At 31.5% G+C, this 16,850-nt stretch carries 18 protein-coding genes; 17 read left to right on the top strand and 1 reads right to left on the bottom strand.

Annotated elements, in window-relative coordinates:
• Positions 1-43 precede the first annotated feature (43 nt).
• Positions 44-1,309 (bottom strand): replication initiation factor domain-containing protein, encoded by a 1,266-nt coding sequence (locus JZO71_RS02915; protein ID WP_206898113.1) that lies wholly within the window; start codon positions 1,307-1,309, stop codon positions 44-46.
• Between the two features lie 161 nt (positions 1,310-1,470).
• Between JZO71_RS02915 and JZO71_RS02910 the strand changes: the two genes are divergently transcribed.
• The 17 genes from JZO71_RS02910 to JZO71_RS02835 all read left to right on the top strand — a co-directional run bounded on the left by JZO71_RS02910 (position 1,471) and on the right by JZO71_RS02835 (position 16,811).
• Positions 1,471-2,283 (top strand): helix-turn-helix domain-containing protein, encoded by an 813-nt coding sequence (locus tag JZO71_RS02910; protein WP_206898112.1) that lies wholly within the window; start codon positions 1,471-1,473, stop codon positions 2,281-2,283.
• Positions 2,284-2,684: 401 nt separating this feature from the next.
• Positions 2,685-4,052, top strand: coding sequence for a GHKL domain-containing protein (locus tag JZO71_RS02905; RefSeq protein WP_206898111.1), 1,368 nt, complete (start codon positions 2,685-2,687; stop codon positions 4,050-4,052).
• Complete coding sequence (locus JZO71_RS12565) at positions 4,033-4,767, top strand: LytTR family transcriptional regulator DNA-binding domain-containing protein (RefSeq protein WP_206898110.1); 735 nt, start codon at positions 4,033-4,035, stop codon at positions 4,765-4,767. The genes JZO71_RS02905 and JZO71_RS12565 overlap by 20 nt, the downstream gene beginning before the upstream one ends.
• A 228-nt stretch (positions 4,768-4,995) precedes the next feature.
• Positions 4,996-5,319 carry a hypothetical protein gene (locus JZO71_RS02895; protein WP_206898109.1) on the top strand — a complete coding sequence of 108 codons (324 nt, stop codon included), beginning with the start codon at positions 4,996-4,998 and terminating at the stop codon, positions 5,317-5,319.
• A gap of 86 nt (positions 5,320-5,405) precedes the next feature.
• Positions 5,406-6,026 carry an accessory gene regulator B family protein gene (locus tag JZO71_RS02890; RefSeq protein ID WP_206898108.1) on the top strand — a complete coding sequence of 207 codons (621 nt, stop codon included), beginning with the start codon at positions 5,406-5,408 and terminating at the stop codon, positions 6,024-6,026.
• On the top strand, positions 6,023-6,172 hold the full coding sequence (locus JZO71_RS12615; RefSeq protein WP_206898107.1) for an AgrD family cyclic lactone autoinducer peptide: 150 nt from the start codon (positions 6,023-6,025) through the stop codon (positions 6,170-6,172). Before JZO71_RS02890 ends, JZO71_RS12615 begins: the two co-directional genes overlap by 4 nt.
• A gap of 246 nt (positions 6,173-6,418) precedes the next feature.
• On the top strand, positions 6,419-6,931 hold the full coding sequence (locus tag JZO71_RS02880; protein WP_206898106.1) for a hypothetical protein: 513 nt from the start codon (positions 6,419-6,421) through the stop codon (positions 6,929-6,931).
• The gene (locus tag JZO71_RS02875) at positions 6,921-7,805 is read left to right on the top strand and encodes a hypothetical protein (protein WP_206898105.1); all 885 of its coding nucleotides are present in this window, start codon (positions 6,921-6,923) and stop codon (positions 7,803-7,805) included. The genes JZO71_RS02880 and JZO71_RS02875 overlap by 11 nt, the downstream gene beginning before the upstream one ends.
• Before the next feature lie 29 nt (positions 7,806-7,834).
• Positions 7,835-8,644 carry a hypothetical protein gene (locus tag JZO71_RS02870; protein WP_206898104.1) on the top strand — a complete coding sequence of 270 codons (810 nt, stop codon included), beginning with the start codon at positions 7,835-7,837 and terminating at the stop codon, positions 8,642-8,644.
• 181 nt (positions 8,645-8,825) lie between these two features.
• Positions 8,826-9,674, top strand: a complete 849-nt coding sequence (locus JZO71_RS02865; RefSeq protein WP_206898103.1) for a SagB/ThcOx family dehydrogenase — start codon at positions 8,826-8,828, stop codon at positions 9,672-9,674.
• Entirely contained in the window at positions 9,668-10,267 is a 600-nt protein-coding gene (locus tag JZO71_RS12610) for a CPBP family intramembrane glutamic endopeptidase (protein WP_430733276.1), read from the top strand. Before JZO71_RS02865 ends, JZO71_RS12610 begins: the two co-directional genes overlap by 7 nt.
• Position 10,268: 1 nt before the next feature.
• Positions 10,269-11,177, top strand: coding sequence for an ABC transporter ATP-binding protein (locus JZO71_RS02855; protein ID WP_206898101.1), 909 nt, complete (start codon positions 10,269-10,271; stop codon positions 11,175-11,177).
• A complete protein-coding gene (locus JZO71_RS02850) occupies positions 11,164-11,922 on the top strand; it encodes an ABC transporter permease (RefSeq protein ID WP_206898100.1) in 759 nt (252 codons plus the stop codon). The genes JZO71_RS02855 and JZO71_RS02850 overlap by 14 nt, the downstream gene beginning before the upstream one ends.
• On the top strand, positions 11,913-13,319 hold the full coding sequence (locus JZO71_RS02845) for a YcaO-like family protein (RefSeq protein ID WP_206898099.1): 1,407 nt from the start codon (positions 11,913-11,915) through the stop codon (positions 13,317-13,319). The genes JZO71_RS02850 and JZO71_RS02845 overlap by 10 nt, the downstream gene beginning before the upstream one ends.
• Before the next feature lie 120 nt (positions 13,320-13,439).
• Positions 13,440-13,574 carry a hypothetical protein gene (locus JZO71_RS12515; RefSeq protein ID WP_277988585.1) on the top strand — a complete coding sequence of 45 codons (135 nt, stop codon included), beginning with the start codon at positions 13,440-13,442 and terminating at the stop codon, positions 13,572-13,574.
• A gap of 881 nt (positions 13,575-14,455) precedes the next feature.
• A complete protein-coding gene (locus tag JZO71_RS02840; RefSeq protein WP_206898098.1) occupies positions 14,456-15,154 on the top strand; it encodes an ABC transporter ATP-binding protein in 699 nt (232 codons plus the stop codon).
• 10 nt (positions 15,155-15,164) lie between these two features.
• Positions 15,165-16,811 (top strand): hypothetical protein, encoded by a 1,647-nt coding sequence (locus JZO71_RS02835; RefSeq protein ID WP_206898097.1) that lies wholly within the window; start codon positions 15,165-15,167, stop codon positions 16,809-16,811.
• Positions 16,812-16,850: the final 39 nt, after the last annotated feature.

Here is a 16,850-nt window from a genome sequence, read left to right as displayed (position 1 = left end):
CAAGGAAATGTGCTATACTCAACTTGTCTAGGGCGGAGTACGTTTATACATTTTCATGTGTAAGCTGTGCTTTGCTTTTTTTGTGTATTTTTTCTTTCTTCATATTTTGAAGATACTGGATATAAAAATCTACTTCTTCACGATAATAATCAGGCTCAGCAATTAAATTTTCTAAAAATTTTTGCTGCCTTGAACTAAGTTCCCCACAGCTAATAATCTCGTTAATCAAATTTGAATCAAAATGATTATCTACCTCTTGAATAAATGCGAGGGTGGGCGAAACACTGTGAATTAACCAATTCATGCTTTTCTCAAAACTTTGAGGAATGGTCTCTAAAGAAATGGTGATTGCGCCATGATTGCCAATAAAGGCTGCCCATTTGGCATCGACTTTTGCACCTGGATCATTTGGAGCACGGTCATAAAAACAAATTGCCCCATTAAGTAACTCAAAGAATAGTTTGGTTAAATCATGGGTTTTTGAAATAATCTTTGCCAAGCTTTGCGCTTTCTCTTTTCGATACCGTAGTTCAAAGCGATTTTTTACTTCTGCTTCTTCTAAAGAAATTCCTCGTCGCTTTCGTTGTTCATAATCCTTCTGATAAAAGCAAAAGCGACACTGACTCTTCTTTGAGCCTAAATACAAGGTCTCACCATTTGATTCATTGTTTATGATATCCGTACCGCCATGAGATTCACTCACTTGAAAAGTGGTCCACACATGGCCTAGTGTTACCTTACGCTTCAGTTCTGGAATGCTGAGACTCCCCACAAAATCATCTAAAGTAAAATCAATCCGTGTAAAGTTTCCCTGATAATCTAATACCTTACGGAAGAACTCTTGCCAGTTTGATTTTGCGGTCTTCAAACGCATGGCAAGATGTTTACAGCCTTGACCTGAAAACTCCATTACGGTTCCTTTTACCGTATCGTCAATGGAATACCGAATCGTGATTACTTGATTCCAAACATATTGCCCAATATAGCCCTTTGGCGCATAATCCAGTTCCTCAAAGCGTTCAATAGGCATGCCAATAATCTCTTCAATCAACTTTAAATGTTGATTCGAGAAAAAGTGAATGGTTAGATAATCAATCAAAACACGATTAACTGGAACAATCTCTTCTTGCAAACTATCCAATACAAGATTCAGTTTTTCTGCACTTAATCGTCTCGTTCCTTTTTCTACCTTTGATAGTAACGACCTCGAAATTCCCACTTTTTCTGCTAAATATCGCTGGGTCCACCCCCTTTCTTCTCGAGAAACTCGAATGGCTTCACCGAGATCACGTTGATTAACTTGGTTCATAGACAAACCTCCTTCTGTTATTAAATTGTCAAAGAACCATCAGACTTATTTTAAGTACAAATCGATTGTACGCCTGTATTTATTTTAAGTCAATATATTTTGACTTTTTTTAAGTACACACGTATAATAAATTTAAGAACTTATCATGAGGAGGTTTTTTCATGGAGATAGACAAGCAAGCAGTGGGCAATCGAATTCGGCAGATTCGCCAAGAGTTAAAGTTGAGTATGGAGAAATTTGGCAAACTAATTGGTGATTTACCACGAAGCACTGTCAATAATTGGGAACGCGGGATTAATCTTCCAAAAACCGAAACTCTTCACCAGATTGCGGAGGTAGGTCATGTCACCAATGAGTATCTTCTGTATGGTGATCAAGAGAATCAATACATTTTAGAAATGCTTCAAAAGAAGGCAGGTAAGCTTGATCCTAAGATTGAAGGACTGATAGTAGACGAACTGAAACAAGCAGGTCATGTCAGTGAAAAAGAAATGGATCGAATGATTGAATTTTTTATTACAAACCTCATTCCACCAACTGAACAAGACCAGTTTACTTTCCAATGTATCGATGAGAAAAAGCAACTTTACCTTGGTTCAACCAATTTTGGTAAAGAAGCGCAACTCTATTTACACCATGATAATCAAAATCATATTCTGCACATGATGCCCTTTACCTTCTCAAACTTTAGTGTGGATCGCTTACTCGTTTATTTAGCAAATCAAGAATCCTATTCCTATTTTGGGAAACATTTGCCAAAGAAACTAGTTGAAAAAGCCATTCTTTTATACTCGATCAATCAATCAACCGGAGATGTGCGAATTGCCCCGTTGGTCTATTCAAAAGAAACAGCTTCTTATCAGTACACAGAGGACAATCAATATCTACTAGAACAACAATATCTTTATCTGCCATTCGTGATGGAAGTCGAGAAAGAACGTCTGTTAAATGTAGCGTATCCAGCATCAAAATAAGGTGACAAGTTTTATAAGCATGTGACAAAGAAAATCCTGCTAGGACACTCCCCAATGGGTAGTTGTCACAGTTTCCTGTTCTTTGTTAGCCCCCTGTTAGAACCGGGGGCTTTATTCCTGCAGTCCGGCTACGCCTTCCTGCAATAGACAAAACTCCAGATCGGGTAATTCGCTTGTGGCGAAACCCGACCTGGAGTTTGTCTACGTTTTGAGCGGTAATGATTGTCTCGATTTATAGTCTGCTTATATCTTGAACGTGTCTTTGATGATGAAAAGGTCTTAAGTTTTTTATAAAATACATAACATTATATAATTTTAGGAAGATTGGTTAGGAAAGTTCTGATGTAGCATCTTTGTTAGTAACTGTACATATTTACAATAAAGGTTGTTAGGTGTATTCTTTGTTATATAATAAAGAATTTTCTAATGAGTCTCAAAGATGTGGTGAGGTGAATAACATTCTGTTAAATAAGGAGTTAATTATTAGCTTTTTAGAATATATCAGTATTGCAGGGGCGAGTGGTTTCTTGTTGTCTCTAATAGGCAATATTCGTTATATCGGTTTAAGTATTGCACTATGTATTGCTAGTCTCTTCTTGTATTCTATGCTAGGTGTTGTTTCCTCGGCAGTTTTTTGGGTATTCCTACTATTTGAAGCAATTCTTTTCTCAAAGAAAATGGCAGAATCAATATTAGCTGCTAGTTTATCTGTGGGACTATATATTTTAATAAACTATCTTGTTGGATTTGGCTTACAGCAGTTTAGTTTAATTGATCGTATTACTGATATCTCAATATTTGCTCTACTGCTAACACTTTATTTTATTGCAATCGCAGCCATAAAGAAGATACTAAGATTTATGACCTGTTATGGTGAGAAAAACTTTCTAATCTGGTTTTCTGCAGCATTAGCTGTTATCACGACCTCTAGTTACTTTACTGTAGTTATCTATGATCGTGTTTATGGTAAAACAACATCTTTTGGTCACACTAATCTATTTTTTATCAATCTCTATGGTATAACATTCCTAGTTGCATCAATAATGGCAGGTTTTGCATTTAAAGAACGAAGTGACCTCAAAAGAAAAAAACAAGATGAAATTTATATGCAAGAATATATAGAGAGCTTAGAAAAAACAAGCCTAGAAATACGAAGGTTTAAGCATGACTATCAAAATATACTCCTTTCTATGAAAGATTATTTTGACAGTGATGATATAGAAGGGTTAAATCATTTTTATGAATCCCATTTAGTTCATGCAATAGGCAGTTTAAATCAGCATGCACTTGATTTATCTAAATTTGCTAATTTGAATATTCGCGAAATAAAGAGCTTACTTATCAGTAAAGTTTTGCAAGCACAAGGGAAAGAGATTGAAACCTCCGTTGAGGTTCCAAAAAAAATTGATAATATTGAAATGGATATTATTACTCTTATACGTTGTTTAGGGATTATTTTGGATAATGCTATTGAAGCATCTTTTGAGCTTGAGAATGGTTGGTTAAAAATTGGCTTTATCTGTAATAATGAACATAGTATTGATATTATTGTAGAAAATTCGTGTAGTAGCTCTATTCCACCTTTTCACAAATTGAAAATGGAAGGATTCTCAACAAAAGGAGTAAATAGGGGAATGGGCTTGAGTAACTTAGAATTATTGGTAGCCAAATCAAATTGTTGTTCACTAGAGACACAAATTGTAAATGATACATTTACTCAAATTATTCATATTCATGGGAGGGACGTAGGTGAGGATTTTTATTTGTGAAGATGAACCGGATCTACTAGCTTATTTCAAGAAATCTATAGAGCAGTATCTACTGTTCCGAGACAAGGAACTTATATTGGCACTTGCAACCTATTCACCACTCGAAATCCTTAATTATTTAGATAAGTATAATATGAGGAAGGAGGATAATCTTTTCTTTTTAGATATTGATTTGAAAAACACTTTAGATGGTATCTCTCTAGCAGAAAAGATAAAGGAGCATCATCCTGAATCTAGAATAGTATTTATCACGACTCACGATGAAGCACAACATCTAGTATTTAAATATAAAATTGAAGCAATGGATTTTATCATAAAAAATGAAGTATCTACTGTTTGTGAAAAAATCCGAGAATGTATTGATTTAGCAAGTGATCGTTTCCTTTTTAGTGAAACTAGCCAATCAGATACAATACTTATTAAAGTGAATGGTATTTTAAAAAAGGTTAACCTTAAGGAAATCATGTTTTTTGAGACGTCACTGAATGCACACAAAGTTGTACTCCATATGAGGAACGGCCAACTTGAATTTTTTGGGAAAATTAGTGAGCTGGCAGAAAAGAATGAAAAGTTAGTTCGTTGTCATCGATCTATTCTGATTAACCTACAAAATATTAGCAGCTTCGATAAAAGAAATAAAGAAATAATTTTTGACAATGAAGAACGGTGTCGGGTTGCAATCCGGTATCTTTCATTGGTAAGTAAGATATTGTAAAAGGTAGTAGTCGTACAGACTCCTACCTTTTTTGCGTTTAGGAACAAAATACCATGTTCTAGGAAAGTTCAAACATCTTTGTTTCGAAGCGTGTTACTTTACTACTGTAATCAGAATCAAATATTATTTTTTGCTTATTAATACCTCTGGGTGAGGACGATTTTATGAAAAAAAGCTCTCTCTTAATTACTGGCTTTTGTTTGTTACTGGTACTCTTGATAGGTCTTAATGCTCTGGGGTATAACAGGCGGATATAGTCTGCATGTTACGAGTAAAAACTACACGGCTGATAAAATTAAGTATTTTAAGACAAATGAAGAATTGATCTTTGATACTGAAAATTTTAGAAGTAAGAAAGAGATTACAGTGCCTAGAAATATTGATACTAAAGAAGTTTATGCAGATATTTCCAGCGGAGAAGCTACCTTGTTAGTTGACGGACAAGAGTATTCTCTTGAAGATGGGCAGAATGGAATTGTCATCAACGAGGGTGTGAGAAAACTTCAAATTGAAGGTGAGTTTTCAGGATCAATTCAGATCAGTAGTAGTTAAATACCTACCCAGGTAATATTTCTGTGACCTTCTTTCTGAAATGGTGGCTTTGTAATATGCGGATGTTCAAGGAAACACCTAAATGATTGATTTGGAATATCGGCTACTTTTTAAAGGAGTTGGAAGAAATACTAGAAGAAAGAATAGCGTCTATACTATCTACATTATTATGTACAAATCAAATTACCGATCCTTATAAGAAAGCTCAAATAAACTATGGTATTGAGATTTTAATAGTCAATCTATCCAAAATTATTGTTATCTTCCTCTTCTCGACTACTCTATTCTCATTAAAAGCAACTCTGACAGCATATGTACCGTATTGCATTTTGCGAAGGGCTAGTTTTGGGTACCATGCCAAAACTAGTATAAGTTGCACTATTCTTAGCATAATAGCTTTCTCAATTGTTCCTTGCTTTATAGCAAATCTAAATATCTCTGCCACTGTATTTCAAGTTTTAGTTTTGACATTTTTATTAGTTGTTACTTTGTTTATTACAGCACCTTCATTCACAAAGGAGAATGAAATTAAAGATGAAGGACAAGTTAAGAAGTTAAAGAAGTGCAGTATTATTCTTGGAATATTTTTGATGAGTATTTCAACGGTATTTAGTAGCGACTGTAGTATTTTAATTATCTATGGAACCCTATTGGCAACATGCTTAACAATTCCAAATGAAATTCTAAAAAGGAAGTGTGTAAAATGAGAGGAATGTTTAAAGATAAAGGTTATCGTTTCAAAGAGATATGTTGCTCGCTTTTTGTAGCATTAGCAATTTTTGTAAGTGAAAGTCCAACTGGGTGCTTTTTTAGCTTTTACGAGCCGAAAAAACCAGATATATTGAAAAAATAATTTTTAAATCTTGATATATGAGCTAAATAAAATGAAAAATCAGCAGAAGAGAGTTTTATGCAACTACCAAAGAAATATTAGATTAGAAAATGTTGTTAAAGGTTGAATGATTTTTATTTTAGCAGCAGTTACGTTGTGTTTGAGTAAATAGTGGTGCGAGATACTTTTATGAGCCTAAAATGCCTACCGTATTAAAGAAATAGAAGAACGAATACTAAATAAATATAAGGAGAAGTATATGTTTATATGAGAAAGAATCTGATACCAAAAGAATATGAAAAGTTCTCTCTGGGTAAATCAATAGGTTTTTGTAAAGAAGTTTCTACCCCTCAGCAAATAAAAAAAGAAATTGATAAATTACTGAAAGCATTAAGAGACAGTGATATCAGCCATAAAAATATTGTTGTCACAAAAGTATGTGGACGGAATACGTACAAAAAAACAGTAACTATGGAAGTGCAAATCGTTATTGATCAACTATTAGAAAACTTACACTCTGTTTTGGATAGCCATAATTATATTTTAAATAACAACGTAATAATTAAAGCTGGATTGATGATTTCAATACCAAATGATATGGAAAAATTTAATCAAGCTATTAAAGCCTTTATGAAAATGGAAACAAATGAAAATGTTCAAATAAATCAATACAATGTTCAAGCAAATCATATTATAGAAGTTTCGCATATTGCATATGATGGAACAGTAATGGGATTTGACTTATATCTTGAAACAGGGGGAATTAATAATGATAAATAAAAATGAAGGATTAATTTTTATTCGATGCAACAAATATGAATACTTGGTAAAAAAAGGAAGTTTGTCAAACTACTCATACAATATTATTGATGAGAGTAAAGATGGCTTTTTAGATTACCTATTCGAAAAATCAAGTTTTCCAATAGAAAAAAGTGAATTAATTAAACAAATGATAGCAAAATTAGAACTATCATCCGAAATTGTTGAAGAATATATTGAGAGACTGATTACTTTAAAAATCTTAGAAGATAAAACTGTAAAACCTCTACAGCAAAATGTTGTGATTATTTGTAACAAGGAAATTGAAAGAGATATTACAACCTATTTCTGCAATTTAAACATGCATTTTAATATAACGGGAAAATATACTTTAGATAACCTAGATATAAGTAATCTTGATCTTAATCAAACAGACTTAGTCATTTGCTTTACAAGTTATTTCTCACCACAATTATTCTATAAGATTAATAAAAAATTTGTTGAAAATAATCAACCGTTCCTAATTTCGTATTTAGATGGAAATGAGGGAATAGTTCTCCCACTATTAAATCCACAAAAAAAGGGTTGTTATAATGACTTCGAATTACTTAGGGAATCTTCTTTTTACAATCTGTTGGATTATCAAGTGATGAAGGAGAAGTTAATTGAAAATCAGCAAGCTGCTTCTTTGATGACATATTCTTCAATATGTTTAGCCTCACTTCTGCTTAATACGCTATTGATTACTAATTACTGTTTATCTAAAGGTTCAATAAACAACTTTGCATATTCATTTGATTTTGAAAGAATGGTTAATACAAAGATAAAATTACTAAAATTTCCTAATTGTCCTAGTTGCCAAGGGGATGGTAACATTACTCATCCATTTATTTAATAATTCTATTTCGAGGGAGAATATATTATATGGAAAAAAAAGAATATGCTAGTATGTTTGAAACTGAAGATTCAAAATTTACTGGAGAAGAAATAACGAATTTTAAAAAATACATTGAAGAGAATAGCATACGTTCAGATAATTCTTTTGAGTTTTTTGAAGAAAATTTAACCTATTTTTCATTAAGGCATACATCACCCAATTTTTATTCACCTTCACGCTTTTTTCATACGAATTCAAATTTTATTATCTCCGATGAAATGGAGAAAAATCTAAAACTTTACAAAAAATCAATTGAGTGGGCAAAAGAAACGATTCATCCAGAAGACTCAGAATACGTAATAAAACAAGAAAAGTATAGATTTATTAACGAACTTTCCGTGGAGATAGAAGGCCTAATAGAACATTTGAACACATTTGCATTAGAAGACTATCAGTGTATAGATATATTGATATATAAAGGAGATGCAATATATCAATATCTTCCAGGAAAAAATTTTATATTTACATGGAGAAAAAATTGTAGAGAAAAAATCGAATTGCTATATGAAAATCAATTTTTCCAAAATGAAGAGAGCTTTGATAAAATTTCAAATGATGAAATGATAATAGTACCAATATTTATTCCAGTTAGAGAATGTCTTTTTTTAGGAGAGTTTGGATATCGAGATGCTTTAATCACTTATGGGCAGCTTATTGAAAGAATGTATTCCTATTTAAAAAAAAGTAAAAATGTAGTTCTCTTGCGCTACTTTGATAATCTAGAAGTTCACAAAATATTTAATATTGACGGTATTGATAAAAGTATTCTAAATTTACTTGTTATTTCGGAAATATGAATCTGAAAAATCTAAAATATTCTTTTACAAAGAAGAATCAGTTGAATACGTCCTAAAATAGGATAGCTATTATCAAATTGCTACAAATTCAATCAGTTAGACTTGAGCTTACTTATTTTAAATATATCTTAGACATATAGTTAGCTTAGCGAAAGAAATTTTACTAAAGTAGGTGGGGAAATTGTTAGAAAATAGAAGTCAGTATTATGCTGATGAAATTAATAAAATTAAAGAAAATATTTCAAAGTATGATGATTTGGAGCAGGTAGGCATACTTCATGAAGTCATTGATGATACACCATTTAAGACTCAAAATTACATGAAGTATTTACATGACGAATACTATATTATTCATACTAAAAAGGAAATTATAGATGAATCAAATAAATTTTACAAATTAGCTCCAGAAGAGGATGGTACTGCTAATAACCTGTATAAAATAATAAAAAATCGGAACTCAATAAGAGATTATCAAAATAAAACCATCTCTTTTGAGGCGTTTAGTAATATTATTTATTACAGTTTTGGTGTCAAAAGCATAACTCGCGGAGCATATGATCAGAGAGATTATCCATTCAAATATATTAATAGTCAAGGAGGATTAAATTATTTAGATTTGTATATTTTTGTAAATAACGTGGAAAGTATTGAGAAAGGTTTATATTATTATGATTTCATAAATAATAGATTATGCCAAATGGACTATGGAAATTATAGAGAAATCATTGCAAAAATCAATTATCAAAATGAATTTACCGTTTATGGAAATTTTGTTACGGTACTTGTTGCTGATTTATCAAGAGTCGTTCCAAAGTATTATAAAAGAGCATACCGAATGGCTCATGTTGACTCCGGAATAGCAATTGCATATTTAGAATTATTAGCTGAAAATTTAGGTATTTCAAGTTGTGTTGTTGCAGGCTATCTAGAACATGTATTAGAAGATACGTTAGAATTGACAAAAAATGATTATCCAATTTTGACAGCAAGTTTTGGATACAAGAGTGATACATCTAAAAGTGTATGGTAACGCGATATTCTGTTTTGTTGATACTGTTGAGCATATTTGTAATATTATTAAATAAAAAAGTGCAAAAAAAGAATCTGCTGTTGATTTATATGATAACTATAGTAATTTTGGGGTTTGTGGTACTAATATATTTTTGGAAAGGTAATTATCAAATTACATTTTGTACCCCACTAATCGCCTTGAGATACACTATATTAATTACGCTTTTCTACTTATTAGAAAAATTGGTTGTGAATATTATTATCAATAAAACAATAATATTAGATGTAAAGTATTATATAACAGGTAAATTAAATATCGTCAAATTTCTATTTAGTATACCCATAATGACAATAGAAGAATTGGCGTTTCGATTACCAATTATATTTGACAACGCATCTCACTTAAGTTGTTGGAGTTATTTAATAATTTCTTCTTTCACGTTTGGAAGTGTGCATATTTTTTTTTCGAAACAGGATCTTGTGTCTAAAACTATTTTGGGATTCATACTTGGTTTTACGATGATAGAAACTCAAAACATTATTTTTAGTATCGTGTTGCATTTATTCTATAATTTTTTAGCGTGTAGACCCTATCAAATGCGAGGTAAATAATATGGCTGTTACTATTAAAAATTTATTTAAAAGTTATAAATCGAATGTTGTATTGAAGAATATTAATATTCGGGTTAACAAACCTGGAATATATCTTATTGCTGGCCCAAATGGATCTGGAAAGAGTACCCTACTAGAAATAATTGTTGGCTTAAGGGCACAAACAAGTGGTGAAGTAAAAATCATGGGAGCTTCTGCGAATAGCATAGAAGCAAAAAAAAGAATTGGGTTTATGTCGCAGCAAAATTCACTAAGAAGAAATTGTTATGTATACGAAGAGATACAAATGATTATGAAGCTTTTTGGAATTAAAAATGTAGATATGAATTTATACTTGGAAAAATATGGATTAGAGAAATATCTAAAATACAAAACGAAGAAATTGTCTGGAGGGACAAAGCGGAGATTGTTAGTGGCAATGACCTTGTTAGCGAGTCAAGATATAATTATTTTAGATGAACCAGTTTCGGGCTTAGATTCGTTTAGTAGGAATGAGATATGGAATATGATTACTGAGGTGTCTCAGGATAGAATGGTAATTGTGTCAGATCACTATTTAAATCAGGCTGCTCAGTATTCAGACTATATTTTTCTTCTTGATAATGGGAAGTTAATACTTGAAGGTAGCTTGAAAGAATTAAGATCAAAAACTAACAAAACGCATGTTGTCAAAATTAGAAGAGATAAGCATGAGATAGTAGAATATGAATTGAAAAAGAGGGGAGTAGAGTACGAACTAAAAGTGTCGGGAACATTGTACAGCTATTATATTGGAATGGAAAAAAAAGTATCTCATTTCAATTTTGAAGACGAAGGATATAGGATCACATATCTAGATTTTGAAGATATTTATTTTTATCATACTGGTAGATATAGCCATGAAAGGGGAGAGATTGATGCGGGAGTTTAAAGCTTTTTTTACTATTGAGTTCAAAGCTTTAATGAGAGAACCAGTATCTTTATTTTTCATGATTGTATTACCAATAATATTTACTATTGTTTTTGGTGGAGCTTTTGGAAGAGAGGTCACAAATTATGGAAAAGATATACTAGGAATCGATACAATAGTGCCAACCAATGTTGTTTTTTTATTAACAAATGTGGGGTTAATGGGTGTTCCAATTACTATCATTGAATTAAAAGATCAGGAGGTTCTAAAACGGTATATAACATATCCGATAAAATTCAGAACATATTTCATTGCTCTTATATCAGTTTTTGCCTTTGTAGGGTTGCTTAGTACGTGCATTTTTACTGTAATTTCTATAATAGTCTACGGTGCTAGATGGCATATGGGAATATCAGAAACGTTGTTATTTCTTTTACTTTACGGAGCTATGATCGTAATTTTTGATGGATTAGGATTCTTAATTGCGCTATTAGTAAAGGGTTCTAGAACCGCAAATATGGTTACATCTGGGTTATTTTTATCTCTTATATTTACCTCAGGAGTTGTTATGCCGGTAGAATCATTACCAGTGGCTGTTCAGAAAATAGCTTATATATTCCCTATGTATCACTGTATTCAAATAGCACAGTATTTATGGATTTCTAGGGTCAATTTAAATGAGATAGCAGATAATATTATATATATTTCAGCGATTACAATAGTATTTTTTGTATTATTGGGGAGGTTAAAAGTGAAATGGGACTAAAAATTAACATCATTAATAATAAAAATATATCTGAACCACCTATTATTGATGAAGATGACTTTCTTAATTATCAAGAGATGAAAGAATATCTAGGCTACTTCAACCTAATTAAGAAGCTAGATATCGTATTAGCGCCATCGTCAGAGTGTCCATTATTTATTGGAAATTGCGAGTTTTTAAATGTAAATTATTTGTTTAATTACTTGTTAGAAAAATCAAGCATGTCTGTAAAGTTAAATGAATCTATCTTCGCTGGTGGAAAAGGATTCTCAATGTATAAAGCTATTTGTTCTTCATTAGGTGAAACTTTTGAAAGACTAATGGCATGTCTTGAGTTTTTTAAGGTTAAAGATAAAACAATTATTGGTAGCTATAACGAGTTGAAGCAGAAAAATTATAATCTCATTGATCCTGATGAAATAAAAATTTTTTCGAAACAACAATTTGAAAATGAAAATTTTATGTTTGATGATTTTACACGAGAAAGTAAAATTAATTGGCTCAAAATGACTGATTTTAGAACACATAAAGATATATATGTACCAGCTATCATTATTTTAATGTACTATTCTTCACCAATAAAAGATGAAACTCGTATTGGATATTCTACTTCTGGCGGATTAACATCGCACTATACTAGAAACCAAGGTGTTGAGCATGGGTTGTTAGAAATTATTGAAAGACACGAGATTAATCTATCGTGGTATTGTTACTTACCGCCTAAACGTATAGTTATTGATAAAGTTATAAATAAAAAACTAGGAAAGTACATGGATTATATCCGGCAGAACAACATTACTTTTTACCGCCATAATGTTGACCAAGAAAATTTTCATGTTATTACAGCTATGTCATTTGATGATGACATGACCAGCTATTCGTTTAATGCTGGTGGAGGTATTGATAGTGATATTGAGAAAGCAATGGTTGCTGCATTGGAAGAGTATACACAGGCGGTAAATAATACCCGAAAAATTGTATATGCACCTAAGTGGTTAACATCACGCTTTTCTAACTCTGTTCTAGAAGTAAATGAAGATGATGATCCCAAAAAGTTCAAAACATTTTATCAGGCAGTTTCATATTATGGCTTGGATTGCTACAAACATGGATTAGATTGGTATGTTAAGGAAAACGAAGAAATTATGCTATCTGAAATTAAAGAGAAGCAAAGCGGAATGACCATTAGTGAATATATTTTAAAAAATGATTTAAAACCGGTTTATTCTGATTTGGAAGTCTCGAACATGTTCGATCATATTTATATATCAAAGGTATATATGAAAGAGTTTTCGCCAGCGTTTATTGCTGGGTTTCCAGCAACCGGGCATGTTAGCTATGAAAAATATAAAGATGTTGAAAGAGGTATAAATCCAAATATTTTACCATTTCCATAAAAATGGATTACATTAACAATAATCCATGATAAGTAGAAATGATTAAATAGAAATTTGTGAAAGGAGAATTGCAAATGAAAGTTATTAAGAAAATTGAAGACCAAAAAGATTTTAATGCAAGTGCCGTTTCACCAGGCGGATGGTGTTGCTCATGTTGCTGCTGGTGCTGGCTCACAGTCTTCGGTTAAGACCAATGTAGTTCAACAAACACAAAAGGAAGCCATTACTCTAGCTAGTATTTACTCGCTAGAGTAATAGCTCTTTCTTTGTATAGCTATACTAATGTGCATTGTGAATTCTGTAGAACCTTCTTTTATCCACTCTCTATAAATTAAAAAGTTGCCCAATCAACATTTAACAGCCGAGTAAGGTTGACGCTTAGTACCAATCAATTGTATTCAACTACCATTTATCGTGGTTCAAATTGGTTCAAATATCGTCCATGGGAGTCCTTTTTTATCAACTGTGGTATAAGATGAATATTACTGAATCATTGATATAAAAGGATTTTATAGGTTGAGATCCTTAATAATTATGGTCGTTCCCATAAAGCTAATAAACTGGCGAGTATTTTTTGACCATACTTTTGACCTTCTCAATCAAATTTCATTGAAGTTCATTAGGTTTTGTAATTCCTCAAAAACCTAGTATTCACGCTATTTTCTACTTCTCAGGCACTATCAGAAAGCAGCCCAGATCTCAATATAGTAATAAAGTGAACAATAAAAAGATATTGAGAAAATATAAAAATTATGAAAGTAGGAATGGTATGTTGTTTTTAAAAAGGAATTTGCATATACTAACGTTAATAATAACACTTATTTGTTTCCTCATGGCATATTTGTTTGCGTTTTATGGATTAGTGATTATTTTTTTGTCGGTACACCAGCTGTACTAACAGGATGGATATTTACAAATAAAAATTGTCCAGCTGGATAAAGTGGTTTAATTAAACTTCGGATACTGAGCTTAATTGAAAATGCAGTTTATTGTTTATATTGCCTCCTTCAGTTGATATTTCTACACGAAGTGAGGTTATTTTTATTTGAAATATTTAGGCACGTGTGAAATTAGTTAGCCTAGGTATTTTTTAAATAATTCTTGATGAGTACACTGATAGAAAGCGGAGTGAAAAGATGAAGTTGATGCTTAAAAATTTGAATAAAAAATTTGATGGCAATATAATTTTTTCTGATGTAAATTTTTCGTTTGAAACTGGAAAAATTTATGGATTACTAGGAAGAAATGGTGCAGGGAAAACTACCTTATTCAATTGTATTTCTCATAACTTGAAAAGTGATTCAGGTGGAATAATTATTGAAACTGAGGGAGTGGAAACAGAAGAATATCCAGATACGGCAGTCGGCTACGTATACACTACACCACATTTACCAGCTTTTATGACAGGCGTAGAATTTGTAAAATATTTTATTGAGATTAATAAGAATCGAATTACAGAAATAAAAAGTCCGGAGTCTTATCTACAAAGTGTTGGAATTCTGCCAGAGGATCAAAATCGTCTTTTAAGAGATTATTCTCATGGAATGCAAAATAAAGTTCAAATGCTTGTAAGTTTTATGGTTCATCCTCCAATTTTATTATTAGATGAACCCTTGACTAGTTTTGATGTAGTAGCAGCTCATGAAATGAAAGAAATTATTTTATCTTTGAAAAAAGATTCTATTGTAATTTTTTCTACTCATATTTTACAACTAGCTCAAGATCTTTGCGATGAAATTGTTTTATTACATCACCATCAATTAAAAGGTATTGACACAATGAGAATTCATGATCGTGATTTTGAAGAAGAAGTGATTGGACTTCTCACTGATTAGGAGGTGGAAAATGATTATAAGTGAGATAGGTTGGAAGGATACTCTTCGTCAATTTATACTACAACTAAAAATTGGTAATATAGTTAAATTAAATGGCTTTTTATTTTTTTTAAGAAAGACTCCTTTAATTGGAAAAAAAATCCCGGCCACGTTGTATGAGGAGCATTCATTTAAACAAGTGATTTTTTGGCTGTTTTTTATTTTTGGTGGAATAATGAAAGCAGTTGGTAAAATTTTACTTATTTTTATCTTAAGCTTTTTAGCCAGTGAAGGGTTTAAAAGTTTTACTCTAATTAGTGTTCCTCAAAGCCCTGTTTTTGGTGACGGACTCATTGCTTGGATTTATATTTTTGGAATTTTTGGTGGATTTTTGAGCGGTATTTATAATCAATTAAGTAAAAAAGAGCTAGACTTTGTCCATCAATATTCTCTATCCCCTAGAGAATATTTAAAAAGAAGTACGATTTTAGAACACCTCTTTGCAACGGGAACGTATCTTCCAGCACTCCTTTTATATGGATTAACTACTAAAATGTATCTGATGACTTTAAATGGCTTAATGTGTTACCTGTGTTTTTATATCTTAGGGTTAGTATTGAATCGAAAACTTTATGAGTGGAAATTTCATCATCAAAACTTTCTAGTTGTTTTTTTTAGTATTTTGTTTGCAATAGGTGCCTTAAGTATTTTTTTCTTAGGAAATTATTGGGTAGCTCTAGTATTAAGACTCCCTCTTACAAGCTTTGTATTAGTTTTACTATTCGCCATTTCTTCTAATAGATTAATCTGCTTTAAAGATGAGAAAAGTTATTTACTTCATCAAGTGGATAAAAGTAATCAATCCTTAACGACTATGGCTCAAGTAAAGAATAAACAATTTCTTTCAGAAGGATTAACCATGCAAAAAGATTTACAGATGAAGACTCTTGAACGGGAAAATGTTCGTTGTAAAGGGAATCAGTATTTGAATGCCTTACTGTTTAATCGTTACCGTCCTCAATTGATTAAAGGATTACGCTATCGTGTTTACATCTTACTTGTAGGACTATTTGGAAGTGTAATTGGTGGTCATTTTTCTTATGATCATTTTTCTCCACATGAGATAGAGAGTGCAGGCATCGCTATTCTTCCTTTCCTCTTTTTTGTGTTCTATCTAATGGGGTATGGGAAAAAAATTTCTCAAATGGTCTTTCTAAATTGTGATATTGCTATGCTTTATTATTCTTTTTATCGAGAACCGAAAACCATTATTAGTGGTTTTTTATATCGTTTTAAAATGACTGTTTATTATAATAGTATCTTAGGTTTTGGCATGCTTGTAATCTTTTTAGGGTACGGCGTAGCAGCAGGAAATACTTTTTCGCTTTTTTTCTATGGAGTATTATTGTTATTACTAATTGCTTTAGTCTTGTTATTTAGTTTTCATGAACTATTTATCTACTATTTATTGCAGCCTTTTACTAGTGATATGCAAGTAGTTAACCCTTTGTATCGGTTTGTTTCTGGAGCTCTTTACTGGGTATCATATTTGAATACAAGATTGGATGTAAAAAGTTTGTCATATAGTTTACTTGTTTCAGGAATAGTATTTATTTATATTTGTGCAGGGTTAGCTATTATTTATAAAAAAGCACCACAAACTTTTCGAATTAAATAGAAAAAGAGAATACTGGTGTTGATAATCATACTAAGGAGA

The organism is Candidatus Enterococcus courvalinii (genome assembly GCF_017315945.1).
GTDB classification, from domain to species: Bacteria; Bacillota; Bacilli; order Lactobacillales; family Enterococcaceae; genus Enterococcus_B; species Enterococcus_B courvalinii.
This window is presented reverse-complemented; position numbering and strand designations above follow the sequence as displayed.